24 protein-coding genes and 2 pseudogenes are annotated in these 24,477 nt (G+C 70.5%); 12 read left to right on the top strand and 14 right to left on the bottom strand.

Annotated elements, in window-relative coordinates:
* Positions 1-13: 13 nt before the first annotated feature.
* Genes ACZ4WS_RS21900 through ACZ4WS_RS21880 form a run of 5 tightly spaced genes read right to left on the bottom strand, consistent with a single transcriptional unit; the run spans position 14 to position 4,870 of the window.
* Entirely contained in the window at positions 14-802 is a 789-nt protein-coding gene (locus ACZ4WS_RS21900) for a thiolase family protein (protein ID WP_467982778.1), read from the bottom strand.
* The gene (locus tag ACZ4WS_RS21895; protein ID WP_467982696.1) at positions 799-2,112 is read right to left on the bottom strand and encodes an FAD-dependent oxidoreductase; all 1,314 of its coding nucleotides are present in this window, start codon (positions 2,110-2,112) and stop codon (positions 799-801) included. The genes ACZ4WS_RS21900 and ACZ4WS_RS21895 overlap by 4 nt, the downstream gene beginning before the upstream one ends.
* Before the next feature lie 24 nt (positions 2,113-2,136).
* On the bottom strand, positions 2,137-2,862 hold the full coding sequence (locus tag ACZ4WS_RS21890; RefSeq protein WP_467982695.1) for a maleylpyruvate isomerase family mycothiol-dependent enzyme: 726 nt from the start codon (positions 2,860-2,862) through the stop codon (positions 2,137-2,139).
* A complete protein-coding gene (locus ACZ4WS_RS21885; protein ID WP_467982693.1) occupies positions 2,862-3,710 on the bottom strand; it encodes a fumarylacetoacetate hydrolase family protein in 849 nt (282 codons plus the stop codon). The genes ACZ4WS_RS21890 and ACZ4WS_RS21885 overlap by 1 nt, the downstream gene beginning before the upstream one ends.
* Positions 3,707-4,870, bottom strand: a complete 1,164-nt coding sequence (locus ACZ4WS_RS21880) for a cupin domain-containing protein (protein WP_467982776.1) — start codon at positions 4,868-4,870, stop codon at positions 3,707-3,709. Before ACZ4WS_RS21880 ends, ACZ4WS_RS21885 begins: the two co-directional genes overlap by 4 nt.
* A gap of 100 nt (positions 4,871-4,970) precedes the next feature.
* On the opposite strand from ACZ4WS_RS21880, the gene ACZ4WS_RS21875 reads away from it, so the two are divergent.
* Positions 4,971-5,747 carry an IclR family transcriptional regulator gene (locus ACZ4WS_RS21875; RefSeq protein ID WP_467982774.1) on the top strand — a complete coding sequence of 259 codons (777 nt, stop codon included), beginning with the start codon at positions 4,971-4,973 and terminating at the stop codon, positions 5,745-5,747.
* Positions 5,748-5,967: 220 nt separating this feature from the next.
* Positions 5,968-6,138, top strand: a complete 171-nt coding sequence (locus tag ACZ4WS_RS21870) for a hypothetical protein (protein ID WP_467982785.1) — start codon at positions 5,968-5,970, stop codon at positions 6,136-6,138.
* A 75-nt stretch (positions 6,139-6,213) separates the two neighbouring features.
* Here ACZ4WS_RS21870 and ACZ4WS_RS21865 read toward each other — a convergent pair whose 3' ends face one another.
* Positions 6,214-7,170 (bottom strand): sugar ABC transporter substrate-binding protein, encoded by a 957-nt coding sequence (locus ACZ4WS_RS21865; RefSeq protein WP_467982691.1) that lies wholly within the window; start codon positions 7,168-7,170, stop codon positions 6,214-6,216.
* Positions 7,171-7,326: 156 nt separating this feature from the next.
* Positions 7,327-8,466 (bottom strand): FAD-dependent monooxygenase, encoded by a 1,140-nt coding sequence (locus ACZ4WS_RS21860; protein ID WP_467982689.1) that lies wholly within the window; start codon positions 8,464-8,466, stop codon positions 7,327-7,329.
* A 675-nt stretch (positions 8,467-9,141) separates the two neighbouring features.
* On the opposite strand from ACZ4WS_RS21860, the gene ACZ4WS_RS21855 reads away from it, so the two are divergent.
* Together ACZ4WS_RS21855 and ACZ4WS_RS21850 are read left to right on the top strand one after the other, a co-directional pair.
* Positions 9,142-9,522, top strand: coding sequence for an AsnC family protein (locus ACZ4WS_RS21855; RefSeq protein WP_467982687.1), 381 nt, complete (start codon positions 9,142-9,144; stop codon positions 9,520-9,522).
* A 17-nt stretch (positions 9,523-9,539) separates the two neighbouring features.
* Complete coding sequence (locus ACZ4WS_RS21850) at positions 9,540-9,779, top strand: Lrp/AsnC ligand binding domain-containing protein (RefSeq protein ID WP_467982685.1); 240 nt, start codon at positions 9,540-9,542, stop codon at positions 9,777-9,779.
* 100 nt (positions 9,780-9,879) lie between these two features.
* Here ACZ4WS_RS21850 and ACZ4WS_RS21845 read toward each other — a convergent pair whose 3' ends face one another.
* Both ACZ4WS_RS21845 and ACZ4WS_RS21840 read right to left on the bottom strand, forming a co-directional pair.
* Entirely contained in the window at positions 9,880-11,475 is a 1,596-nt protein-coding gene (locus ACZ4WS_RS21845; protein ID WP_467982683.1) for an MFS transporter, read from the bottom strand.
* A gap of 180 nt (positions 11,476-11,655) precedes the next feature.
* Positions 11,656-11,958 (bottom strand): annotated as a pseudogene (locus tag ACZ4WS_RS21840) (MarR family winged helix-turn-helix transcriptional regulator); the annotation flags it as partial.
* Positions 11,959-12,099: 141 nt separating this feature from the next.
* On the opposite strand from ACZ4WS_RS21840, the gene ACZ4WS_RS21835 reads away from it, so the two are divergent.
* Positions 12,100-13,098, top strand: coding sequence for a lysylphosphatidylglycerol synthase transmembrane domain-containing protein (locus ACZ4WS_RS21835; RefSeq protein WP_467982680.1), 999 nt, complete (start codon positions 12,100-12,102; stop codon positions 13,096-13,098).
* A 35-nt stretch (positions 13,099-13,133) separates the two neighbouring features.
* On the opposite strand, the gene msrB is transcribed toward ACZ4WS_RS21835, so the two are convergent.
* The 4 genes from msrB to ACZ4WS_RS21815 all read right to left on the bottom strand — a co-directional run bounded on the left by msrB (position 13,134) and on the right by ACZ4WS_RS21815 (position 16,637).
* Positions 13,134-13,541, bottom strand: coding sequence for a peptide-methionine (R)-S-oxide reductase MsrB (gene msrB, locus ACZ4WS_RS21830; RefSeq protein WP_467982678.1), 408 nt, complete (start codon positions 13,539-13,541; stop codon positions 13,134-13,136).
* 28 nt (positions 13,542-13,569) lie between these two features.
* A complete protein-coding gene (gene murC, locus ACZ4WS_RS21825) occupies positions 13,570-14,955 on the bottom strand; it encodes a UDP-N-acetylmuramate--L-alanine ligase (protein WP_467982676.1) in 1,386 nt (461 codons plus the stop codon).
* 249 nt (positions 14,956-15,204) lie between these two features.
* Positions 15,205-15,678 (bottom strand): indole-3-glycerol phosphate synthase, encoded by a 474-nt coding sequence (locus ACZ4WS_RS21820; RefSeq protein WP_467982674.1) that lies wholly within the window; start codon positions 15,676-15,678, stop codon positions 15,205-15,207.
* A gap of 134 nt (positions 15,679-15,812) precedes the next feature.
* Positions 15,813-16,637: a pyrimidine reductase family protein gene (locus tag ACZ4WS_RS21815; protein WP_467982673.1), complete on the bottom strand. Its 825-nt coding sequence runs from the start codon at positions 16,635-16,637 to the stop codon at positions 15,813-15,815.
* On the opposite strand from ACZ4WS_RS21815, the gene zapE reads away from it, so the two are divergent.
* The 7 genes and pseudogenes from zapE to ACZ4WS_RS21780 all read left to right on the top strand — a co-directional run.
* On the top strand, positions 16,636-17,775 hold the full coding sequence (zapE, locus tag ACZ4WS_RS21810; protein WP_467982671.1) for a cell division protein ZapE: 1,140 nt from the start codon (positions 16,636-16,638) through the stop codon (positions 17,773-17,775). The genes ACZ4WS_RS21815 and zapE overlap by 2 nt on opposite strands.
* Before the next feature lie 153 nt (positions 17,776-17,928).
* A complete protein-coding gene (locus ACZ4WS_RS21805; RefSeq protein WP_467982669.1) occupies positions 17,929-18,267 on the top strand; it encodes a hypothetical protein in 339 nt (112 codons plus the stop codon).
* Between the two features lie 73 nt (positions 18,268-18,340).
* Positions 18,341-18,919, top strand: coding sequence for a carbonic anhydrase (locus ACZ4WS_RS21800; protein WP_467982667.1), 579 nt, complete (start codon positions 18,341-18,343; stop codon positions 18,917-18,919).
* 8 nt (positions 18,920-18,927) lie between these two features.
* Positions 18,928-20,382: a SulP family inorganic anion transporter gene (locus tag ACZ4WS_RS21795; protein ID WP_467982665.1), complete on the top strand. Its 1,455-nt coding sequence runs from the start codon at positions 18,928-18,930 to the stop codon at positions 20,380-20,382.
* A 160-nt stretch (positions 20,383-20,542) separates the two neighbouring features.
* The gene (locus ACZ4WS_RS21790) at positions 20,543-21,523 is read left to right on the top strand and encodes a slipin family protein (protein WP_467982664.1); all 981 of its coding nucleotides are present in this window, start codon (positions 20,543-20,545) and stop codon (positions 21,521-21,523) included.
* Between the two features lie 89 nt (positions 21,524-21,612).
* Positions 21,613-22,995: a PhoX family protein gene (locus ACZ4WS_RS21785; protein ID WP_467982662.1), complete on the top strand. Its 1,383-nt coding sequence runs from the start codon at positions 21,613-21,615 to the stop codon at positions 22,993-22,995.
* 62 nt (positions 22,996-23,057) lie between these two features.
* Positions 23,058-23,573 (top strand): annotated as a pseudogene (locus ACZ4WS_RS21780) (His/Gly/Thr/Pro-type tRNA ligase C-terminal domain-containing protein); the annotation flags it as partial.
* Between the two features lie 62 nt (positions 23,574-23,635).
* Here ACZ4WS_RS21780 and ACZ4WS_RS21775 read toward each other — a convergent pair.
* Positions 23,636-24,328 carry a hypothetical protein gene (locus tag ACZ4WS_RS21775; RefSeq protein ID WP_467982661.1) on the bottom strand — a complete coding sequence of 231 codons (693 nt, stop codon included), beginning with the start codon at positions 24,326-24,328 and terminating at the stop codon, positions 23,636-23,638.
* Positions 24,329-24,477: the final 149 nt, after the last annotated feature.

The raw sequence follows: 24,477 nt of genomic DNA, 5'->3' as shown, positions 1-24,477 counted from the left end.
CGCCGCGACCGGCTCAGCCGAGCAGCAGGACGTCCAGACGCTCGCGGAGATCGGCGAGCGTGATGCCGTACGTCTCCAGTACGCGGACCCCGTCGGGGCCGGTGGCGAAGACGCCGTGGTCCGTGTAGACGCGGGCGACGCAGGCCGTTCCGGTGAGCGGGTATGTGCAACTGGGGACGAGCTTGGGGGTGTTGTCCCGGGTGAACAGCGTCATCATCACGTAGACCTGCTTGGCGCCGATCGCCAGGTCCATCGCGCCGCCGACGGCGGGGACGGCATCGGGGGCACCGGTGTGCCCGTTCGCGAGGCCGAGCGACACGGTCCACTCGGACGGCATCGCCGGGTTGACCAGCCGCCAGCCCAGCGTCGTTGACACGGCCGTCACATGGCCCGCCGGGAACGCGCGGTCCGGCTTGGGCAGCACCCACGGAGCACGGGTCATCGACTCGACGCCGCCCGCAACGACGACGTCGGCGTCACCGGATTCGAGTGCGCGCGACGCGGTGATCGCCGCGTCCAGGCTCGACCCGCACAGCCGGTTCACCGTCGTGGCGGGCACGCTCACCGGGAGTCCGGCCAGCAACACCGCCATCCGGCCCACGTTCCGGTTGTCCTCACCCGCGCCGTTCGCGTTGCCCCACACCACGTCGCCGATCGCGGCCGGGTCGAGGTCGGGGGCCTTGGCCAGCACCCCCGAATGGGCGGTGGCGGCCAGGTCGTCGGGACGGACACCGGCCAACGAGCCGTTGAAACGGCCGAACGGCGTCCGGGTGGCCGCGTACAGGAAGGCATCGGCCGTCAGCCGCGGCCTCCCACCAGCGCCGCACCGTCCATGCTGTTCTCCGCCGGGGCCGAAGCCAGCGGAATGGGAGTGAACATGGCGGGCTCCTCGTCCGGGGTCAGCGCCGTGGGGCCGTACACCCAGTCGGTGAAGCCGTAGTCGTACGTGTCCCGCCCGCGCATGATCGCGTTGCGCCGCAGCCGATCATCTCCGTCGAGATGCCACAGCTCGCCCCACGCGCGCGCCGTCGTCAGCACCCGCCGGCAGTGCTCGACGCGGACCGCCTCGTACGCGGCCAGGGCGGCGTCCCAGTCCGGCGGGGTGTCGCCCTCGACGGCGGCGATCTGCCGGGCGATGTGCTTCGCGAGCACCCAGCCGTCCTCGATCGCCATGATCGCGCCCTGCGCCATGTACTGCAGCGGCGGATGCGCGGCGTCGCCGAGCAGGGCGATACGGCCGTACACCCACGTCGAGATCGGGTCGCGGTCGAGCATCTGCCACCAGCGGTCCCGCCACATCAGCGGGATGCCGAGGCGCACGGAGTCGCAGGTGCCTTCGAAGGCGGCGTCGAGCTCGTCGGGCGTGCCCCAGTCCTCCTGCCCGGCCCGTGCCTTCGGGGACTCGAACACGGCGACCTGGTTGAACATCTCGCCGCCGCGGAGCGAGTACTGGACGAAGTGGCAGTGCGGCCCGACGTAGAGGACGACGTCCTTCTCCGCGACGCCGTTCGTCCGTACCTGCTCGGTCGGGACGGCTGCGCGGTAGGCGACGTAGCGGGAGCTGACGACGTCGTCGCCGACGAGCTTCCGCCGGGCCACCGAGTGCAAGCCGTCGGCGGCGATGACGAGACCGGCTTCGTGGACCCCGCCGTCCTCCATGCGGACCCGGGCCCCGGTGGCGGTGTTCTCGTAGTCGACGACCTTCTGGTCGGTCAGCAGGTCCACGCCGGCTTGCCGGCAGGCACGCAGGAACATGCCGTGCAGGTCGCTGCGGTGGATGACCATGTACGGGTAGCCGTACCGGCGTTCCAGATCCCCCAGGTCGATCCGGGTGAGCTCGCGGGCGTCGAGCGCGTCGCGCATCACCATGTTCTCCGGGAGCACGCCCAGGCTCTTCGCCTCGTCGAGCAGGCCGTACTCGTCGAGGATGCGGGTGCAGTTGAGCGCGAGCTGAATGCCGGCGCCGACCTCGCCGAACTCCTTGGCCCGTTCGAGGACGCGTACGCGCAGGCCCTCGTGGATGAGGGCGAACGCGGTGCTGAGGCCACCGATGCCGCCACCGACGATGATCACGTCGGGCTTGCCGCCGGTGGAGGGTGTTGCTGGGTTCATCGTCTCTTCCTTGAGTCGATCGTGTCAGAGCCAGGCGGCCAGAGTCGGTGCGGGTTCGCGGTGGACGGTCATGAGGTCGCTGTCCCGTCCGGTGAGGTAGGCCGTGATCTCGTGCAGTGGACCGGCGAGTTCGACCGCCTCGCCCTCGCCGGGGAGCTCCCAGAGGGCACCCGTGTCCGCCGCCCGCAGGACCAGCGCCGGACCGGGGCCGCCGCCGCGCTTGCCGATCACGTCGTCGCAGAGTGCGGCGAGGAAGTCGGTCGGCAGGTCGGCGAAGGACAACCCCGTCGCCAGATCGATCGCGTGGACGCACACCTCGCGGGACCGCATCCACGGCAGCTCGGTCGCGGGCACCGTCCTGCCCTGCGCGGTCACGACCGGCGCCTGCCACTGCTCGTCGCTGAGCGAGGCCATCGCCGATTCGAGGGTGTCCGCGGAGAGCCGCAGCCACGCCGTCAGTTCGGCGGCCGGCAGTCGGCCGCCGTGCTCGATGCCGGCGGCACGCTCCCCGGGCGAGGAGTACATCGGTGTCCGCTCGCCGGTGGCGGCCCAGTGGACGAGGTTGCCGAGGGCGTCGGCGTTGGCCGCGACGTGGGCGACCACGTGCTTGCGGGTCCAGCCGGGCATCCCGCTCGGCGCGTCGAGTCCGTCGTCGCCCGCAGCCTTGAGGAACAGAGCGGTGCCGAGCCGCGCCCAGCGGCGGGCGTCATCGAAGGTGCGCGGCATCGATCGGGGCATCACGCCGGACATCAGGCGGACTTCTCCTTGGCGACCCGGTTCTCCAGACGCCCGATGCCGTCGATCTCCGCGACGACCGTCTCGCCGCCCACGAGGAAGCGCTGCGGCTTGCGCGCGTGGCCGACCCCGCCGGGAGTGCCGGTGGCGATGATGTCGCCCGGGTTGAGGCGCGTGATCGTCGAGACGTACTCGACCAGGGCGACCGGGTCGAAAAGCAGGTCCGCGGTGGTGTCGGACTGCATGACCTCGCCGTCGACGAGCAGGCGGACGTCGAGGGCGGGGCGGACGCCGCCCGGCAGTTCGTCGGGGGTCACCAGGTACGGGCCGACCGGGGTGCTGGAGTCCCATGTCTTGCCCTGGAGCCACTCGCGGGTGCGGAACTGCCAGTCCCGGCAGGTGATGTCGTTCAGGACGGTGAACCCGGCGATCGCCTGCTCGGCCTCCGTCCCCCGGGCGCGGCGCACGCGCTTGCCGACGACCACCGCGAGCTCGACCTCCCAGTCGAACTGGTCCGTCTCGTCCGGCCGGACGATGTCGTCGCCTGCACCGATGAGCGCGTCGGCGAACTTGGCGAACAGAGTGGGGTGTTCGGGCAGGTCCCGGCCCATCTCCTGGATGTGGTTGCGGTAGTTGAGCCCGACGCACACCACCTTCGACGGGGTGGGCACCACGGGTGCGAACTCGGCGTCCGCCGCCGCATACGTCGCCGCGGTCGCCGCGGTCGCCGACGCGGCCAGCTCGGCCCAGCTGTCCTGGCTCAGGAGAGCGCCCACGTCGGGGAATCCGAGGTCGACCAGGACGTCGCCGTCGAGCTTCACGGCCCTGGTCGTGCCGTTGATCCTGATGGTGGCGAGCTTCATCGGGTGGTTCCTTCCACATGGGTGCGGTTGAGCTTGAGTGCTTCGAAGACCGGAGAGTCGCTGAAGCGGAACAGGTCGAGGGCGCCGGAGTCGGAGTCGGTGGCACCGGCCTCGGAGCGGACGGAGAACGGCTGCCAGGACGGGACGACGAACAGGTCGCCGCGCGTCACGGACCACGAGGTGTCGCCGACGGTGACGGTGCCGGAGCCGTCGAAGACCTGGTAGACCGACGAACCCGTCTCGCGTACCGGCGCGGTCTCGGCGCCGCGCACGACGCGGTGCATCTCGGCCCGGATGGTGGGCAGTGCGTCGGCGCCGGTCGCCGGGTCGGTGAACCGGACGGCCGCGTGGCCGGGCTCGACGGTGCCGCCGAACCCCTCCGCCTCGACGGCGAGTTGGTCGGCCAGCGCCCGGTCGGTGTGCTCCCAGCGGTACGCCGGCAGGGGTGAGCCGGGGGCCGTCGTGCCGGCCGAGACTGGCCGCAGCCCCGGGTGGCCCCAGAGACGCTCGGCGCGCGACCGCTCCGGGGTGATCCGCTCGGCGTCGCTGATCGCGTCGCGGCCGAACTCGAAGAACTGGGTCTCGGTGACGTACTGGAACGGGATGTCGAGGCCGTCGATCCACGCCATCGGCTCGGCGGTGGCGTTGTGGTGGGCGTGCCAGTTCCACCCCGCCTGCGGGAGGAAGTCACCGCGTCGCATCGCCACCGGGTCACCGCCGACGACCGTCCACACGCCCTCGCCCTCGACGACGAACCGGAACGCGTGCTGGGTGTGCCGGTGCTCCGGGGCGTCCTCCCCCGGCATGAGGTACTGGATGGCGGCCCACAGCGTCGGCGTGGCGAACGGCCGGCCGCCCAGTCCGGGGTTGGCCAGAGCGATGGCGCGGCGCTCACCGCCACGGCCGACCGGGACGATTTCCCCGGCCTGTGCCGCCAGCGCCCTCAGCTGCTCCCAGCGCCACAGATGCGGCACGGCCTGCGAGTGCGGATGGGCGGGCATCAGGCCGCCGATCTCGGTCCACAGCGGCACGAGCAGCTCCTGCTCGAAGCCCCGGTACAGCTCCTCGAGCGCCGGGGTGACCTCGGGTTGGCCCTCCGCCGAAACGGCCCGCAGCCGGACGGGGGAGCCCGTAGCGGTGTCGGTGGAACCCTTGGCGATGTCTGTAGCGATTGAGGGAGTCACAGCGCTCAGCGTGCGTCGCGTCTGCCAGGAAGACATGTAGATTCTGGAGGGCAGAATGAGGAGCACTGATGGCCTGATGGACAAGCCGTTCAAGACACCGCCGCCGTACGCGATCGCCAGCGTCGACCACGCCCTCAGGGCGGCGACCATGTTGCAGCTGGAGGGCGGGCTGACCGTCGCGCAGGTCGCCGAACGGCTCGGCGTGGCCCGATCGACCGCACACCGGCTGCTGGCGATGCTCGTCTACCGGGACTTCGCGGTGCAGGACGAGAACCGGATCTACCGCGCGGGTCCGGTACTCGAACTCGCCGCGCACTCCCAGTCAGAGGTGTCCCTGTTGCGGGCCGCTGCCCTCCCCCACCTGCGCAGGCTGGTCGATGTCCTGGGCGAGACCGCGAGCCTGATCATTCGTACGGGTGACACGGCCCGGTTCATCGCCAGCGTCGAGTGCGCGCAGGCGCTGCGCGTCGGCTCCCGGGAGGGAATGGTCTTCCCCGCCCACCGCACCACCGCCGGCCTGCTGCTCCTCGCCGAACTCACCGAGCCCGAGCTGGACGACGTGTACGCCCCCGAGCGCTACCGCGACCGCCCCGGGGACCGTCCGGACCTCGCGCCGCTGCGCAAAGAACTCGCGCGCATGCGCCGCAGCGGGTTCGCCGTGAACCAGGAACGCTCCGAACGCGGGCTCGTCGCCGTGGGAGTCCTGGTGCGCGGCAAGGACGGCACCGCACAGGCGGGCCTGTCGGTGTCCATGCCCGGCGTGCGCTACGACCCGGCGCGCCTTCAGTCGCTGGTCGCGACCCTCAACGCGGCGGCGCGTGGCCTGGAGGCGGATCTGGCCCTGACGTACTGATCCCGGGCGTGGACCGACCGCTCACGCCCGTCCCCTTCCGCCGCTGAGCAGCCCCACCCAGCTCTCCGCCGGCACGTCGATCCACTGCTCGCGCTCCGCGCCCCAACGGCCCGGCGTCCAGTTCCGACCGGATCCACCACTTCGGCCTCGGCACCACGGTGGCGACCAACGCGCTCATCGAGCGCAAGGGTGTGAAGACCGGGATCATCACGACGCGCGGGTGGTCGGCCGACTCGCCCGCAGTCACGACGGGCCGACCACGCTCGGAGCGCTGGGAGTTCCACGCGACGGCCTGCGCGCCAGCGCCGGGCGGGTCACCGCTCAGCCCTACCCGAACCCCCGTCCGCCGGAGATCGGCGCGCTCACCCAACTCCTCGACAATGCCTGGTAGATGACCCCATGCCGCCATGCGTCGAGTGCTTCGGGTGAGGGTCCCCCGCGCAGTTTGGAGCCGCTTCGGCGGAAGCTACGCGGGGCAGTACCGTGGGGCTTCGTCCAGATTGTCCTTGGTGATCAAGGCGAGAGGGATTTTGGCGGTCTTACTGACTTTTTTCTTGCCGTCGAGCAGGGCAAGAGTGTTCGTCACCGCCGTCTCGCCGATCACCTGCGGTGAATTGGCCACGGTGGCGGAGAACCGCCCGTCCTTGATGGCGGCCAGCCCCTTGTCGGTACCGTTCTCGGTCACGATCTTGATGTCCTTGGCGCCGGCCGCGTCAAAGGTCTTGCGCACCGCGAAGGCCATTTCCTCGTTGGCGACGAAGGCGTAGTCCAGGTCGGGGTGGGCCTGGATCATGTTCTCGGCAACGTCCTGCGCCTTGACGGGGTTGAACATCCCGGGCTGGTTCGCCACCACCTTCGCGTTTTCGGGCAGGGCTCGGGTGAAGCCGGAAACCATCAGGTCGGAGGCGGCTCCGGGCGAACCTGCTACGACGCCCACCTTCACCTGCTGTCCATCGGCGTCCTTCGCAATCCAGTCGGCGTCCAGGGCGCCGAGCTTTTCGAGGTCGACGACGGCTGCGCCGAGGATGTCGGAGACGTCGTCGGTGGCGACCGACGTCAGGAAGATGGGTACGTTCGCAGCCTTGGCCTTGGAGATGTCGCCTTCGAGCGCGTCGACGTTGACGGTCTGCACGACCAGCGCATCGACGTTGCGGGACATCATGTCCTCGACGTTGGACAGCTCCTTGCCGGGGTCCTGCTGGGAGTTGGCCGTATAGAGCTCTGCCCCTTCCGCTTTCGCCGTCTGTTCGACGGCCTTTTGCAGGCATGTGGCGAACTCGCTGGTGTCGCCGTTGACGAACCCGAGGATGACGGAGCCGTCGCTCCCGTCACGGGAGCCGGCACTACAGCCGCTCAGCACCACTGTCGTGCCGACGGCCACCACAGCGGCCAGAGCTTGGCGAAAACGGGCGGGGAATCTCATGGTGTACCGCCTTTGACTGCAGGTGAGGTGACGGTCGCCCCGTCAGGACATCAGTGCTGCGCGGACTTGGCCTTCTTCGAACGCATGCGTGGCAGCAACAGGCCGCAGGCGGACGCCGACGGAGACCTGCCGGAGTGATCAGGACCCGCACAGGAATCAGATCGGCTGGACCATCGTCTCCAGGACGTGCTGAGTCAGGCCGGCGTGGTCGAAGTCCGGGTGGCCGGCCGGATCCATCTCGTATTCGCCGATCGCGACCGAGGACTCCACGATGAGCTTGCAGCGCTCGTAGCGTCGCTCGCTGTACGCGGTCAACGCCTCGTCATGGCTGCTGTGGGAGGACAGGCATTCGGCGAGCACGACACCGTCTTCGATCGCCTGGGCCGCTCCCTGGCCCAGGTGCGGGGTGACGGCGTGGACGGCGTCGCCGATCAGCACGATCCGGCCGTTGTGCCACGGCGCCGGCGCGATCAGCCATTCCTCGGGCCGGAACACGATCTGGGAGGGGTCGTTGACGTACTTGTCGCGGACCCGCCCGGTCAGGCCGCCGAACGGGGCGAGGCGCTCCCGCAGCTCATCGGCCATCTTGTCCTGGTCCAGCCAACGGCCCTCTTCCCACGTGGTGTTGTAGAAGATGTAGGCCAGGTCTGGACCAATGGGCACGAACCCTGCCAAGCCCTCCGGGCCGTGTTGCAGGATGATCCGGTCGATCTCCGGTTCCCGGGGGATGTTGAGCCGGAAGGCCGACTGACCGAGATAGACCGGCTTGAGGTCCTCGGCCAGGACGTAGGGGCGGACCTTGGAGTAGACGCCGTCGGCACCGACGACGAAATCCACGACGTTCGCGGCGCCGTCGGTGTAGGTGACCTCGACGCCCTTGAGCCCGTCGGTGAGCGTGGTGAAGGTCTTGTTGTATTCGATGGTGACGCCGACCTCGAGGGCCTTGTCGGTCAGGATTTTGTGCAGCTGCGGCCGGGTGAGGCCGTTCATGGGCGGCAGGTCGGACCCAGGGACCCTTGCTCCGGGCATCTCGCGGATCAGGTTGCCGTCCACGTCGAGCATCTGCCCCCAGGCGGTGGTCGAGTACCCGACCTCCATGCATGCCTCGGCGCAGCCGATTGCATCCAGCGCCCGCAGCGCGTTCACCGGCTGGATGATCCCCACGCCGTAGACCGACGAGTGGAGGTCCTCCTGGATCTCCACGACGTTGACGTCATACCCCGCGTTCCGCAGCGCGATGGCGGTGGACAGTCCACCGATCCCGCCGCCGACGATGAGAACACTGCCTCGGCTCACTTCAACCACCTTGTTTGTCCGCTTGACCCCGACGCAGGAGTGCACGAGGCCTGATGCGAGGCGAACTTAGTGACCATCTCGCGGTGTGGGAACCGGTTGGAAACGCACAGTTAACTTGCACCCCCATGCACTTGCCCAATCCGAGAAAGTGCTCTCTCGGAAACAGTGGCTACATCAATTCCTTTTCACCTGAGATCGGCGGGTACGAGGGGAGCAAAGGTCGGCGTCAGCCCTTCGGATGTTGCCGGCCAGCCGGATTCAGTCACGCACGAGAGTGGTCTTGACCTGGCCATTTGCCCGTTGAAGGCCCGGATGGAAGGGGTTGCGCGATGGAAATCCAGAATTTTTCGGACGCCGATGTCGGATTACCTCAATGCGGCATACGCCGACTGGCCCGCAGGATAGATATGACCCAGGTGTGGGGCGCATGCAATCAACCGCAGTTCGCAGCACTGCACGGGAGCATTCCTTGACGTTTCGAGTAAGGTGATGACGGCTGAGTACGGGCCGGCACCGTGTTTGCCCTGGCCCTTATTGCCCCCTGCACATCACCGAACAGGCCCGCGGTGAGGATCGATGCGGCCTGTCGAGGTGTTGTGGGCCGGGCTGCCCGCGGCCCTTACGATGACACCGCCCATCCACGTCGCCGGACGGCGCGCTGTGCCCCTTCGGCTCATGCAGGAGAACCTTGTGGCGCCCCCAATGCTCGATGCGCTCGACCTGAAGCTGCTGCAGGCGCTGGAACTCGACGGGCGGGCGCCCTTCAGCCGGATCGCCCATGTGCTGGGCGTCTCCGACCAGACCATCGCGCGCCGGTTCCGGCGGCTGCGCACCACGGCACGCCTGCGGGTGACCGGTATGACCGACGACAGCCGCCTGGGCCGGACCAGCTGGATCGTCCGGCTCGGCTGCACCCACGACACAGCGACACAACTGGCCTCCGCACTGGCACAAGTCAAAGGGCGGCTGGGGCGGCTGCGTGCCACGGGCGGTATCTCGCCGTCGAATACGATCACGAGCCCCTTGGACACGGGGTCGAAGCGCTGTGCTGGCTGACCGTCGCTCCGCACGCTGTGGCTGAGGCGGGACGGGCAGTAGCAGCCCACCCCGAAGTACGTTTCGCCGCGGCAGTGACCGGGCGGACCAATCTCGTCATCTCAGTGCTCTGCCGCACCACCGATGACCTCTACAACTTCCTGAGCGAGAAGATCGGCGCCCTGAGCAACGTCCGCACAGCGGAGATCGTCCTCACGCTCCGACGAGTCAAGACCCTCACCAACGAACGCCCACCCCGTACCGGCGGCCTCGCCTGATCCACATCGTCGCTGACCGGAGCCGCCCCGCTGACCGGTGGGGCGGCGGAACGGAGCGCGGAGGGTGCCCCGCCGGAGGGCGGGGCACCGTCGCCGAAGCTCAGTGCTGCACGGCCGTCGAGGTGCGCCGCAGACCGGCCGCCGCGATGACGGCTCCGAGCAGGCAGAGGACTCCGGTGACCACCACGGCGGTGTGCACGCCGTTCATGAACGCCCGGCCGCTGCCCTCCACAACCGCGGCCCTGAGCTGGACCGACATGTCCGGTGACACCGGGGCGAGCCCCATCGCCACCGCGTCCCTGGCCTCCTGGAACCCTCCTGCCACACCCGCCGGGACGCCCGCCCCGGTCAGTTCCCCGGTGAGCGCCGAGCCGACCCTGCCGCTGATCACCGAGATGAGTACGGACGTTCCCAGCGCGCCGCCGATCTGCAGGGCGGTGGCCTGCAGACCGCCTGCCACGCCGCCGTCTTCGACGGGGGCCTGGCCGACGACGGCGGCGGAGGAGGCGGACAGGACCATGCCGACGCCGAGGCCGAGCGCGACGAACGGCGGCCACATCGTGGCGTAGGAGGAGTCGGTGTCCCAGGCGAGCATGCCGAAGGCGGCCGCGGCCTGGAGCAGCATGCCCAGAGGCATGGAGAACCGGGGCCCGAAGCGCGCGGTCAGCGCCGCTCCCAGAGGGGAAGCCACCAGGGAGGCGAGACTGAGGGGCAGCGTGCGCACACCGGCCTCGACGGGGGTGAAGCCGCGTACGTTCTGCAGGTAGAGCATCACGAAGAAGATCACGCCGAGCATCACAAAGAAGTTCAGCGCGGTGATGACGGTGCCGGTGGTCAGCGCGCGGCTGCGGAACAGCCGCATGGGCAGCAGCGGGTGCTCCACCCGGGTCTCGTACCAGCCGAAGACGGCCAGGACCAGAAGGCCGGCGCCGACGCACCCCAGCGTGCCGGCCGAGGACCAGCCCCAGGTCTCGCCCTTGACGACGCCGAAGACCACACACAGCAGAGCCAGCGCCAGCAGGACGACACCGGGGACGTCGAAGCGGTGGTGGCCGGTGGAGTTCTTGCTCTGCGGCAGCACGGCGGCGCTGACCAGCAGCGCGATCACTCCGACGGGGGCGTTGATGTAGAACACGGACTCCCAGGAGACGTTCTCGACCAGCAGGCCGCCGACGATCGGCCCGAGTGCCGTCGACACCGCCGAGACCATGGCCCAGATGCCCACGGCCATGCCGAACTTGCGCGGCGGGAACGCGGCGCGCAGCAGGCCCAGGGTGTTGGGCATCAGCAGGCCTCCGAAGAAGCCCTGCGCCGCCCGGAAGACGATGACGCCGCCGACCGAGTCCGACAGGCCGATGGCGACCGAGGCCAGGGTGAACCCGAGGACGCCGGCCATGTAGTAGGTGCGCCGCCCGAAGCGGTCGCCGAGCTTGCCGCCCAGGATGAGGGAGGCCGCCAGGGCGAGCAGGTAGGCGTTGGTCACCCACTGCAGGTCCGCGGTGGACGCCTTGAGGGCACGGCCGATCTCGGGGTTGGCGATCGCCACGACGGAGGCGTCGAGCTGGACCATGAAGAGACCGAAGGCGACCGCGATGAGGGTCAGCCAGGGGTTGGAACGTCTGGCCTGTGCCGGCCGCTCTGCCTCCGGCGGGGATGAAGCGGGCAGGGAGGAGTGATCCACGGGGGTGGACGGCATGACGGGAAAGGAAACGGGAACGAGGGCGAAGAACGCGCTGCATGCGAACCCGGGCATACGGACCCAGGCATACGGACCCAGGCATACGAACCCAGGCATGCGAACCCAGGCATGCGAAGAGCCCGCGGGCACGGAGAGACAGCCGTGCGCGCGGTCGACGGACCCCGTGGGGTCTCGGGTCTACTCGGCCGCGGGCGCCGGGTGCAGGTGCCGCGTCAGCGACATCAGTGCGTCGGCGGCCGAGCCCAGAGCACCCCGCTCGCCTTCGGTGAGGTGCTGCAGGGCGCGGGCGATGTGGGCGCCCTCAAGACGCTGAACCTCGGCCAGTTCCCGGCGGGCCCTGGAGGTCGGATACAGCCGGGCGATCCGCTTGTCACCGGCGTCCCGCCGACGCTCCAGCAGCCTCTGCTCGGCGAGTTGGGAGACCAGGACGCTGACGTTGTTCGGCCGCATCAGCAGCGCGTCGGCGGCTTCGCTCACCGTCGTATTCCGCACCCCGTCGGCTCCCGGACACCACCGCGTCACACCGGACGGGAAGGTTTCCGTCGTCCCCTCTCTCCTGCCTCGCCTTGCAACCGTCCGCCCCGCGCCGCGCGGGCGTGACGCGGAAGGACGGCGTGCGCCGTGTCCCTGCTCCCGCTCGACGATCTCCCCGGAAAACCGTTCCCCGCCCCCGTCCGCTCCCCTTTCGCCGCACGCCTCGCCCGTCGGACGCTCAGCGTGCTCCCGCTCCTGCTGATCGGGGTGTGGGCGGCGGTCGACTGGCGCGCCGTGCACGACGGCGCCGCCCGGCTGGCCTCCGCCGACCCCTGGTGGCTGCTGGCCGCAGTGTTCTTCACCTGTCTGGGCTGGGTGGCCGCCGCGTGCGTCCGGCAGGGTGCTCTGCTGGAACGGCTTCCGCCGGGGCTGCTCCTCGCATCACAGTTCGCCGCCGGCGCCGCGAACCACGTGCTTCCGGCGAGCATCGGCGCCCATGCCGTCACCCTGCGCTTCCTGCAGCGGCGTGGCATACCCCTCGCGCGGGCCACCGCCTCGCTGGCCCTGTACTCGCTGGTCAAGCCGCTCGCGAAGACGCTGATGCTCCTCGTCTTCCTCGTCGCCTTCCCGGACACGCTGCGGCTCGGTCAACTCGCCCCGGACGGATGGACGTTGCTCCTGGCCGTCGGGAGCGTGGCGACCGGTCTCGCCGCGGCCACCCTGCTCCTGATGGTGGTACGTCCGCTGCGTCGCCCCGCCCTCGACGTCGTCCGCACTGCCCTGACCGACGCGCGACTGCTGCACACCCGGCCCCACCGCGTCCTCGCTCTCTGGGGCGGGGCGGCCCTCGCCCCGGTGCTCCAGGCGAGCGTCATCGCCTCGGTCGGGGCCTCGCTCGGTCTGCCGCTGTCCTGGGCGCAGGTGGTCTTCGCGTTCCTCGCCGCCAGCACCGCGGTCGGGGCCGTGCCCGCGCCGGGCGGGATCGGCCCCGTGGACGCGGCGCTGGTGTTCACCCTGGTCGCGTACGGCACGCCGATGGGCCTGGCGACAGCGACCGTCATCGGCTACCGCGTCCTGACGGTCTGGCTGCCCCTGCTGCCCGGCGTGCTCGTACTCTCGGCCCTCGTGCACCGCAAGGTGCTGTGAGCCCGCCGCTCAGCGCGACGAAGCTCCCCGCCTTCTCAGCCCTCGTCCGGCGTCAGCCGCAGCGAGATGCTGTTGATGCAGTACCGCTGGTCAGTGGGGGTGGAATACCCCTCCCCCTCGAACACATGCCCAAGATGCGACCCGCACCGCGCACACCGCACCTCCGTCCGCACCATCCCGTGCGACCGGTCCTGGATCAGCTCGACCGCGTCGGTGTCCTTCGGGTCGTAGAAGGACGGCCATCCGCAGTGCGACTCGAACTTCTCGGTGGACGTGAAGAGTTCGGCGCCGCAGGCCCGGCAGGAGTAGACACCCTTGGTCTTGGTGTCGGTGTACTGGCCGGTGAACGCCGGTTCCGTGCCGGCCCGGCGCAGGACGGTGTACTCGGCCGGGGTCAGCTCCGCGCGCCACTGCTCGTCCGGCTTTTCGATGTCGTACGACATGAAGCTCAACCCCTCACGAAAGGTACGGCTACTTCGACAGGCGGGTCAGGATCTCGGGGCCGAGGTCCGTGACGTCGCCCGCGCCCATGGTGAGAACCAGATCACCGGGCTTGGCCATTCCCGCGACGACGGAGGGGACGTCCGCCTTGTCGTGGACCGGCGTCACATCCGCGCCGGCCGCGCGCGCCGCCTGGATGATCAGCTCGCTCGTGATGCCCGGGATCGGGTCCTCGCGGGCCGGGTAGATGTCCAGGACGATCGAGGCGTCCGCCAGGGACAGGGCCTCGCCCATCTCCTTGCCCAGCTCCTGGGTCCGGGAGAACAGGTGCGGCTGGAAGACCACCAGGATGCGGCCGGAGGCGCCCGCGCGCATGGCCTCCAGGTCGGCCGTCATCTCCGTCGGGTGGTGCGCGTAGGAGTCGACGACCTGGACGCCGGCCTCCTCGCCCTTCAGCTGAAGGCGGCGCTTGACGCCCGTGTAGGAGGCGAGCGCGGGGGCCAGCTCGGCCGCCGGGATGCCCAGCGCCACGCCCGCCGCGAGCGCCGCCACCGCGTTGTGCGCGTAGTGGCGGCCGGGGACGGAGACCGTGAAGGTGAGCGGCGCGCCGTCCAGCTCGACCGTGACCTCGCTCGTGAGGCCGTGGGGGACGACAGCGAGGACACGGACGTCCGCGTCCGCCGAGTCGCCGTACGTCACCACGCGTACGTCGCCCGACAGCCGCCGTGTCAGTTCGCGCGCGCCCTCGTGGTCCGCCGTGATCACCAGCGTGCCGCCGGGCACGATCTTGCCCACGAACGTCTCGAAGGACTCATAGATCTCGTCCATGGACGCGTAGTTGGCGTGGTGGTCCAGTTCCACGTTCAGCACGATCGCCACCTCGGGCGCGTACTTGTGGAAGCTGCGGTCCGATTCGTCGGCCTCGGCGACGAAGATGTCGCCCTCGCCGTGCAGGGCGTTCGAGCCGGGGGCGTCGAGGTCGCCGCCGATCGCGTAGGAGGGGTTCAGGCCCAGGGTGCTCAGCGACACCGCCAGCATCGACGTCGTCGTCGTCTTGCCGTGGGTGCCCGCGACCGCGATCGGGCGCAGGCCGTCCATCAGGCGGGCGAGGGCGTCCGAGCGGTGGACCACCGGGATGCCGAGTTCCGCGGCGCGGGCGAGCTCCGGGTTGTCGGCGCGGATCGCGGAGGAGACCACGACACAGGTGGCGTCGGCGGCGAGGTGGTCGGCCGCGTGGCCGATGTGCACCGTCGCGCCCAGCGCGCGCAGCGCCTCGGCGGTCGCGGACTCCTTGGCGTCGCTGCCGGCCACCTTGGCCCCGCGCTGCGCGAGGATCTTCGCGATGCCCGACATTCCGGCGCCGCCAATGCCGATGAAGTGCGGTCGGTCCATGGCGGTAGGAAGGCCGGGTGCCATGCGCGTTTCTCCCAAGATCCGTACGACGATGAGCGCGCCCGAGTGAAAGCACGCACCCCCCAGCCTATTGCGTACGCAATAGGCGCCCCGTAATGGGCGCGCATTGCGTACGGTCACTGCGCCCCGCAAGGGGCGCGGGGCTGTGACATTGCGCGGCCGCGAGCAACCCCACACAACCCGTACCCGACGAAACCCACCAGCCCCCACGGCGCTCCACGGCGCTCCACGGCCAAGCCACAGCGGCAGCGACTACGCCTTGCTGTGCGAGAACAGTTTCAGCACCGGCACGCCCACCTTGTGGCGGGCCCGGGAGGCCCAGTCGCGGTGGAAGAACTCCTCCACGTAGTGCGGGTCGGTCAGCACGATGACCTCGTCGGCGTCGATCTCGTCGACCAGGGCCTTCAGCGCGTCCAGCGGGTGGTCCTCGATGAGCCGGCCCTCGGCCTGGCTGCCGGACGCGCGCAGGGCCAGCAGCGACACCTCGAGGGCTTGCCGGCCCTGCCCGGCCGCCGCCTCGCCCTCCGGCGTCTCACCCTCGCGGGCCGCCTCGTCCAGCTCGCCGAGCGCGACGTCGTCGATGGCCCGCAGCAGCCGGTCCGCCTGGTCGCCACGGGGCTGGAGCAGCACGTGGAAGGCGACCGCCTCGTCGCCGTGCAAGGTGGTGACGAACTCCACGTCGGCGGACGTCAGGGCCTTCTCGATCATCAATACGCTTGTGAACACGACAGGCGTCCTTCTCCTCCGTGGGCCGTTCCCAGGCCCCTGCGGAAACCATCCTGCCCCGTGACCGCACGGGGGCTGCGAGATTTAGTGTGCCCGGCGCAAGATAAACGGAATGGTGTATTTCCGCCGACTTGTCAGGACCGACGGTATCGGGTGTACAGGAACCCGGCCTCCTCCAGCAGGGACACGAGTTCGAACCGCTTCGGGACCGCCACCGAGGGCCCTCCGGCGATGCGCTGCGCCTCTCCCGCGGTCAGCATCGGGGAGACGGTCAGGCAGAGCTCGTCGAGCACTCCGGCCGCGACCAGCTGGCCCAGCAGACGGGGCCCGCCCTCGGTCAGCAGCCGGGTCAGACCGAGGTCGCCGAGAGCCCGTACGACGCGGGCGGGGTCCACACCCATGCCGTCCCCGGCGATCACCACCTGGGCGCCCGCCTTCTCGGCGGCCGCGATCCGGTCGGGGGCCGCCGCGGCCCCCGTCAGCACCAGCGTGGGCACCAGGGGCGAGGTGAACAGCGGAAGCGAGAAGTCGAGGTCCAGGCTCGCGGTCACCACGGCGATGGCGGGGGCGGGGCCCTGTCCGGCCGCCTCCCGGAGCTCCGCGAACTCCGCACGCGCGCGTGCCGGGCGATAACCCTCCTGGCGCACCGTTTCCGCGCCGACGACCACGACGTCAGCGAGGGCCCTCAGCACCCCGAAGACGCGCATGTCGGTGGCGCTGGAGATGGGCTGGGACCGCCCGTCGTGCTGCCCCGCGCCGTCGAGCGTGGACACCATGTTGGCGCGCAGCCAGGGCTCACGGACGTCGGGGTAGGCGTACGCCTCCGCCAGCTCCCGGAGCCCCCACTCGCGGTCCTGGAGCTCCCTCGCGCGGTCCGTCACCTCCGTACCGGGCGTTTCCGGGGCCCCACCCGAGGCCTGGGCTGCTGTTTCGTACGTCACAGGGAACAGGCGTCGCATGTCGTGCAGTGTGGCACGGCCCTTAGAGTGGGGAACCGTGTCGTCCTCCACCACCGCCTCCGGGATCGACCCGATAGCCGAAGCGGTCCCCCTGTCCCTGTGCGCCCGCGAGCCGCACGTCCCCGCCGACCGACTGGTCGCCGAGATGGTGCCGCCGCCGCGCTTCGACTCGGTCCGCTTCGCCACGTACATCCCGGACCCGAACCAGCCCAGCCAGACCGAGGCCGTAGGCGTCCTCAGCGGCTTCGCGGGCGGGCTCGGCGGGGCGCACGCCGTCGGGGGTGGCAAGCGGAAGCTGTTCGGCTTCGGCAAGGCCCCGAAGAAGACCCCGGCCGGCCCCCGCGGCGTCTACCTCGACGGCGGCTACGGCGTCGGCAAGACCCACCTGCTGGCCTCCCTGTGGCACGCGACCCCGGCCGAGCCCGCGCTCAAGGCGTTCGGCACCTTCGTGGAGCTGACGAACCTGGTCGGCGCGCTCGGCTTCCAGAAGACCGTGCAGACGCTCTCCGGACACCGGCTCCTGTGCATCGACGAGTTCGAGCTGGACGACCCGGGCGACACCGTCCTCGTCTCGACGCTGCTCGGCAAGCTGGTCGACGCGGGCGTCGCGCTTGCGGCCACCTCGAACACACTGCCGGGCAAGCTGGGCGAGGGCCGGTTCGCGTCGGCCGACTTCCTGCGCGAGATCCAGGGCCTGTCCGCGCACTTCCGCCCGCTGCGCATCGACGGCGAGGACTACCGCCACCGCGGGCTGCCCGAGGCCCCGGCGCCGTTCTCCGAGGAACAGGTCACGAAGGCGGCGTACGCCACGGACGGAGCGTCGCTCGACGACTTCCCGCACCTGCTCGACCACCTCGCACGGGTCCACCCCAGCCGGTACGGCGCCCTGACCGACGGGCTCAAGGCCGTCTGCCTCACCGATGTCCAGCCGATTCCGGACCAGTCGACGGCGCTGCGGCTCGTCGTGCTCGCCGACCGGCTCTACGACCGCGAAGTGCCGGTCCTCGCCTCCGGGATGCCCTTCGACCAGCTGTTCAGCGAGGAGATGCTGAACGGCGGCTACCGCAAGAAGTACTTCCGCGCGATATCCCGGCTCACGGCGCTGGCCCGGGACGCGAAGCGGCTCGTGGAGGGCTGAGCGGCTCGTCGAGGGCTGATTCGCGCCACGCACCCCTCCCGTTTCGGGCTCTCTTCACGACGAAACGTTGAGTTAACCCTGCAAACAACTCGCCGCGTTAACGTAGGTGTTGACGCTGACTGTTGACGCGGGTGAGCAGCCGGGAGGGGGCGCATGATCCGAGGTACGACGGCCCGGACCCTGTTCCTGGTACTCGCCGCCGTCCTGATGAGCCTGCAACTCTTCGCTCCCACCGAGGCGTTCGCGACCGCGCACAGGGGCGAGGTCGTCTCCTGCGGCGAGGCCGAGCACCCGCAGAAGGTGGCGCCACCGCTGGGTGCCCGTCAGCGGATCCGTGACGAGGACCTCGTACCCGAGGCACCCTCGCGCGCCCTGCTGGAGAGCGACCCCGCGGCCTCGTACCCGTCGGCCCCGCCCACCGTCTCGCACCACCCCACGTCGAGATCCTCAACCGCCCATTCCCCCGCGGTACTTCAGGTCTTCCGCTGCTGAGCCGAGCGCTTCCCCCCACGCTCCGTTCTAGTAAGCCGACGCGCCATCGAGGCGCGCCAGGAGGAACTGACACATGCAGCCCCTCATCGATCATGCCCGCGCGCACGGACAGCGCCCCGAGCAGTTCGCCGAACTGGCCCGGGGCCAGTCGCCGCAGGCCCTGTTCATCACCTGCTCGGACTCCCGGGTCGTCCCCGCACTGATCACCGGCGCCCGTCCCGGCGAGCTCTTCGAGCTGCGCACCGCGGGCAACATCGTCCCGCCGTACGTCCCCGGGCGGCCGACCGCCGAGGCCGCCACCGTCGAGTACGCGGTGGAGGTACTCGGGGTCTCCGAGATCGTGGTCTGCGGCCACTCGCACTGCGGCGCCGTCGGCGCGCTGGTGCGCGGCGAGGACCTGACCGCCGTACCCGCCGTACGCGACTGGCTCGCCCAGGCCGAGCCCCCGTCGGACGCGCCGGACGACGACCCGGCCGTCGCCGACGCGGTGCAGAACCACGTCCTCGCGCAGCTGCTCCGGCTCCGCGCATACCCCTGCGTGGAACGGGCCCTGACAGCCGGTCGGCTACGCCTGCACGGCTGGTACTACGAGGTGCACACCGGTGCCGTGCGGGAGCACAGGCCGGACACCGACCGCTTCGAGGCACTGTGAGCCGCGCGATGAAACTCCCTTCCCTGCGGCAGGACTTCGCCGCGTCGATCGTCGTGTTCCTGGTCGCTCTGCCGCTGTGCGTGGGTGTCGCCGTCGCCTCCGGGGTACCGGCCGAACTCGGCCTGGTCACCGGCATCGTGGGCGGTCTCGTCACCGGGCTGATGCGCGGCAGCAGTCTCCAAGTGTCGGGACCCGCCGCCGGGCTGACCGTGCTGGTCTTCGAGGCGGTACGGGAGTACGGGCTCGCCGTCCTCGGAGTCGTCGTACTCGCCACGGGTGCACTTCAACTCCTCATGGGCGCCCTGAAGTTGGGGCGCTACTTCCGGGCGATCTCGGTGGCCGTCGTCGAGGGCATGCTGGCCGGGATCGGGCTGGTGCTGATCGCGGGCCAGCTCTACTCGATGGCGGGCCTCAAGGCACCGGCGTCCGGACTCGACAAGCTCGCCGGGCTGCCGGAGGCGCTCGTCGACACGGCCCGCAGCACCGAGGCACTGGCCTCGGTCGGGCTCGGCGCGGGCACTGTCGCCGTGCTCGTCCTGTGGCGGCGGCTGCCGCGCCGGGTGCGTACGGTGCCGGGGGCGCTCGGCGCGGTCGCGCTGGCCACTCTCACCGTGTGGGCGTTCGGGCTGCCGGTGGCCAAGGTCGAGGTGCGGGGGCTGGTCGGCTCGATCCAGCTGCCCACCCTCGACGCCTTCGGTGAGCTGGCGAGCGTCGGCGTGCTCGGCACGGTCCTCGCGTTCACCCTGATCGCCTCCGCCGAGTCGCTGTTCAGCGCGGCGGCCGTGGACCGGCTGCACGACGGGCCGCGGACCGAGTACGACAAGGAGCTGATGGCGCAGGGCGCGGGCAACGCGGTCTGCGGGCTGCTCGGCGCACTGCCGATGACCGCCGTGATCGTACGCAGCGCGGCGAACGTCCAGGCGGGCGCGCGGACGAAGGCGTCCCGGGTGCTGCACGGCGTGTGGCTGCTGCTGTTCGCGGCGCTGCTGCCCGCCGCGCTCGGTGTCATTCCGCTACCCGCGCTCGCGGGCATCCTGGTGCACGCGGGGTGGAAGCTGATTCCGCTGCGCGAGATCGCGTCGCTGTGGCGTGAGCACCGGGGCGAGGCGCTGATCCTCGTCGTCACCGCCGTGTCCATCGTCGCCGTGAGCATGTTCGAGGGCGTGCTGATCGGGCTCGCGCTCGCGGTCGCCAAGACGGCGTGGGAGGCCTCGCATGTGCGCCTCGACGTCATAGACAAGGGGGCCGGGCCCGTCCAGGCGTATCTGTCGGGCAACGCGACCTTCCTGCGGCTGCCGAAGATCCTCGACAGCCTGGAGGCGCTGCCGCAGGACCGGCCCGTCGAGCTGGACCTCTCCGGCCTGCACCACCTGGACCACGCCTGCCGGACCGCGCTGGAGAACTGGTCGGCCCGGCACAGCGCGGCGGGAACCGCGCCGGTGAGGGTCACGTCGGGGTCCTGACCCCCAGGGGGCTGGGCTCGCCGCGCGGCGAGTCCAGCCTTGCGCGGGCCCAGCCCTGCGCGAGCCCAGCCCTGCGCGAGCCCAGCCCTGCGTCGTACCGTTGCACCTATCGTAAAGTTGTACATATTAGACATAGTGGGCGGCTCGGAAGGCGGTCGTCATGCTCCAGGAACTCGTCGTGGCGGGCGCGGCAGTCGGTTCGGCCGGCCTGGTCTACGTCGCAGCGGCGGCCCGGGTCGTCAAGCAGTACGAGCGAGGGGTGGTCTTCCGGCTCGGGCGGCTCGCGGGACACGTGCGCGCCCCGGGTTTCACCATGATCGTGCCTTTCGTGGACCGGATACGTAAGGTCAACATGCAGATCGTGACGCTGCCCATCCCTGCCCAGGAGGGCATCACACGGGACAACGTCACGGTGCGCGTGGACGCGGTCGTCTACTTCAAGGTGATCGACGCGGCAAACGCGATCGTCGCGGTCGAGGACTACCGCTTCGCGGTCTCGCAGATGGCGCAGACCTCGCTCCGCTCGATCATCGGCAAGAGCGACCTCGACGATCTCCTCTCCAACCGCGAGAAGCTCAACCAGGGCCTGGAGCTGATGATCGACAGCCCGGCGATCGGCTGGGGCGTACAGATCGACCGCGTCGAGATCAAGGACGTATCGCTGCCGGAGACGATGAAGCGGTCGATGGCGCGGCAGGCCGAGGCCGACCGCGAGCGGCGCGCCCGGATCATCAACGCGGACGCGGAACTGCAGGCCTCCAAGAAGCTCGCGGAGGCCGCCGGAGTGATGTCCGAGCAGCCCGCCGCACTCCAACTGCGGCTGCTGCAGACGGTGGTGGCGGTCGCGGCCGAGAAGAACTCGACGCTCGTGCTGCCCTTCCCGGTGGAGCTGCTGCGGTTCCTGGAGCGGGCACAGAGCGGGCAGGCGCCGCCCGCCGCCGAGCGGTCCGCGCCCCCGCGGCCCCATGAGCACGTCCAGCTCGACAAGCCCGATGAGCACGTCCAGCTGGACATGCCCGATGAGCCGGTCCCGCTCGATGAGCCTGTCCAGCTCCAAGAGCCCGGCCTGCTCGATGAGGCCGTCCAGGTCCAGGAGCCCGGCCGGCTCGATGAGCTCGATGAACTCAAGGGCGACGAGTGACACGTGCTACGCGCGTGGTTCCGGCGACCCCTGCCGCGTGATACACACAAGCGGGTCACAGTCCTGTCCGCCAACAGGAAGGTTGCCCCATGCCCGAAAACGGCCGCTCCATGACGCGCCGTCAGGCGATCGCCCACACAGCCGTGTTGAGCACCTCGATCGCCTTCGCCGGAAATCTCTCCGAACTCTTCGCGGGCACCGCCGCCGCGCAGGCCCTGGGCCACACCGGATACGGCCCCCTGGTCCCGGACCCGAACGGCCTCCTCGACCTGCCGGAAGGATTCCGCTACCGCGTCCTGTCCCGCGAGGGCGACCAACTCCGTTCCGGCGAGGGCCCGGTGCCCAGTAATCACGACGGCATGTCGGCCTTCGCGGGCGGACACGGCCGCGTCCACCTGGTCCGCAACCACGAGAACCGCGTCACCGCGAAGATCCCGGTCCCGACGGTCGAGGGCCTGACGTACGACCCGGCGGGCAAGGGCGGCTGTACGTCCTTGACGCTGGACCGGCTCGGGAACGTCCTCTCGGAGCGCGTCGCGATCGCCGGTACCGCCGTCAACTGCGCGGGCGGGCCCACGCCTTGGGGAACCTGGCTCACCTGCGAGGAGACCGAGGACAAGGCGGGCACCAACGGCTACACCAAGGACCACGGCTTCGTCTTCGAGGTCGACCCGGAGGACCCGCACCGCACCGGAGCGGTACCGCTCACGGCCATGGGCCGCTTCCAGCACGAGGCGATCGCCGTCGACCCGAAGCGCGGCATCGTCTACGAGACCGAGGACGCCTTCCTCAAGCCCTTCGGCCTCTTCTACCGCTTCCTGCCCAACAAGCCCGGGGGCGGGACCGGTTCACTGCGTGCGGGCGGCCGGCTCCAGGCGATGCGCGTCCCCGGCGTACCGGACCTGTCCTCCGTCCAGGAGACGGGCGCGACCTTCGACGGCATCGAGTGGGTCGACGTACCGGACCCGCTCGCCGCCCAAACCCCGGTCCGCCTCCAGGACTTCGGCCCGAAGGGCATCACGCACGCCCAGAAGCTGGAGGGCTGCTACTGGGGCGGGACGTACGTGTACTTCGTGTCGTCCTTCGCGCACAGTGCGGACGGCTCGGCCGCCGACCACTACGGCCAGATCTGGCGGTACGACCCGTCGGCGCGCCGCCTCACCCTTGTGATCGTCTTCGGCCCCGGCACCGACGTACAGCTCCCCGGCGAGTCCCCCGACAACATCTGCCTCGCCCCCAGCGGCGGCCTGATGGTCTGCGAGGACGGCAACGGCGCGCAGCACGTCTTCGGTGTGACGCGGCGCGGCGAGGTGTACGCGATGGCGCGCGGCGCCCAGAACATCGGGACGCCCGAGGCCCCCGAGTGGGGCGAGTTCGCGGGCGTCACCTTCTCGCCGGACGGCGGGACGATGTATGTGAACTGCTATACGCCGGGGACGACGTTCGCGGTGACGGGGCCCTGGCGCGGCTAGCGCTTGCGGCGCCGGGCCAGGAAGGGAGCGGCGGCGGTGACGAGCAGCGCCGCCAGCGGGGCGAGTCCACCCTCTCCACCGTCCAGGTCGACTTCCACCAGCCCGAACGCTTCGACCTGCACTACATCGGCGCCGACGGCGCGAAACACCGTCCGGTTATGGTCCACCGCAGCGTCATCGGCAGCCTGGAACGGGCTGTCGCCCACCTCATCGAGGTACACGGCGGGGCCTTCCCGGCCTGGCTCGCCCCCACCCAGCTGGTGGCCCTGCCGGTCTCCGACGCTGAGGTCGACCGGGCCGCGGACCTCGTACGCCGCTGCCGCGACCAGGGGCTCCGGGCCGAACTCGCCGCCCCGGACCAGGGCACCCTGGGCGCGCGCATCCGTGCCGCCCGCCTCGTCCCGTACCAGGCGGTGATCGGCCCCAGAGAAGCCGCCGCCGACCACATCAGTCTGCGCCTGCGCGACGGCCGCCGTCTGGACGCCCGGCCCGCGGCCGAGATCCTGCGCCGCATCGGGAAGCTGATCGAGGCCCACAGCACCCGCCTGCTCGACCATGGCGATCCAAGTAACGCGTAAGACCGGGGTGTTGCGGATCCCCCCACCACCCGCAACACCCCGGCCGGTCACTGCGCACTCGGTCAGAGCGCGGGAGTCTCGTTCACCGCCTGCGCCATCGGACCGGACGCCGAGGTGTCCGCGGTGAAGCTCGGAAGTCCGTCACGGACGACGGCCACGGCGCAGGCCGCGAAGCCCGCCAGCAGCAGCGCGTTGGCCACGGCGAAGGGGACGGAGCCGGCGTCCGCGGTCAGGACGTTGGCGGGCTCGTAGGCGATGAGTGCCACCGCCGCCCAGCGCGGGACGGCACGGCTGCGCCACAGGGCGATGCCGAGGCACACCATGGCCACAACGCCGCCGAGCAGCCCGAGGACCAGGAAGGGCACGAACTGCGCAGTGCCGGTGATGTTGTCCAGCAGCTCGCTCGCGGCCTTGCGGTCGACACCGACGGCCGCGTGCGTGGCGAAGTCGAGCGTGACGAGGAAGATCATGGCGCTGCCGGAGATCATGCCCAGCCACCCGGCGACCCCGGCCAGTTTCGGCGAGTGCCGCCAGGCGAGCAGCGCGGCGAGCACGGTGGCCGCGCCGAGGAGCACGATGAAGATGTCGGCGGTGAGCGCGCCACCGACGCTCCCCGAATGCGCGGCGAAGGCGTCGATCCTGGCCCCGGACGAGCTGCTGGTGTTGGGGGTCAGGGCGCTCGAGAGGACGGCGGCGATGCCGGTAGCCACCAGGCAGCCTGCGGCGAGGGTGCGAGCGATGGGTGATGTGGACACGGGGAACTCCCCTTCTTCCGTGGATCCTTGAGCGAACGGGCCCCTGCGACCGGGCCACAACGGCAGGGGAATCGTGCGGGCATCCGGGTCCCGCCGGCATGAGTGCGGGTTCCCGGTCGGGCCGGGATTTCCTCCCGGGTCCCGCGGGA

The sequence above is a fragment of the Streptomyces sp. NPDC029292 genome, from assembly GCF_055569295.1.
Note: the sequence above shows the minus strand (reverse complement) of the source record. Positions and strands in the feature narration are given on the sequence as shown.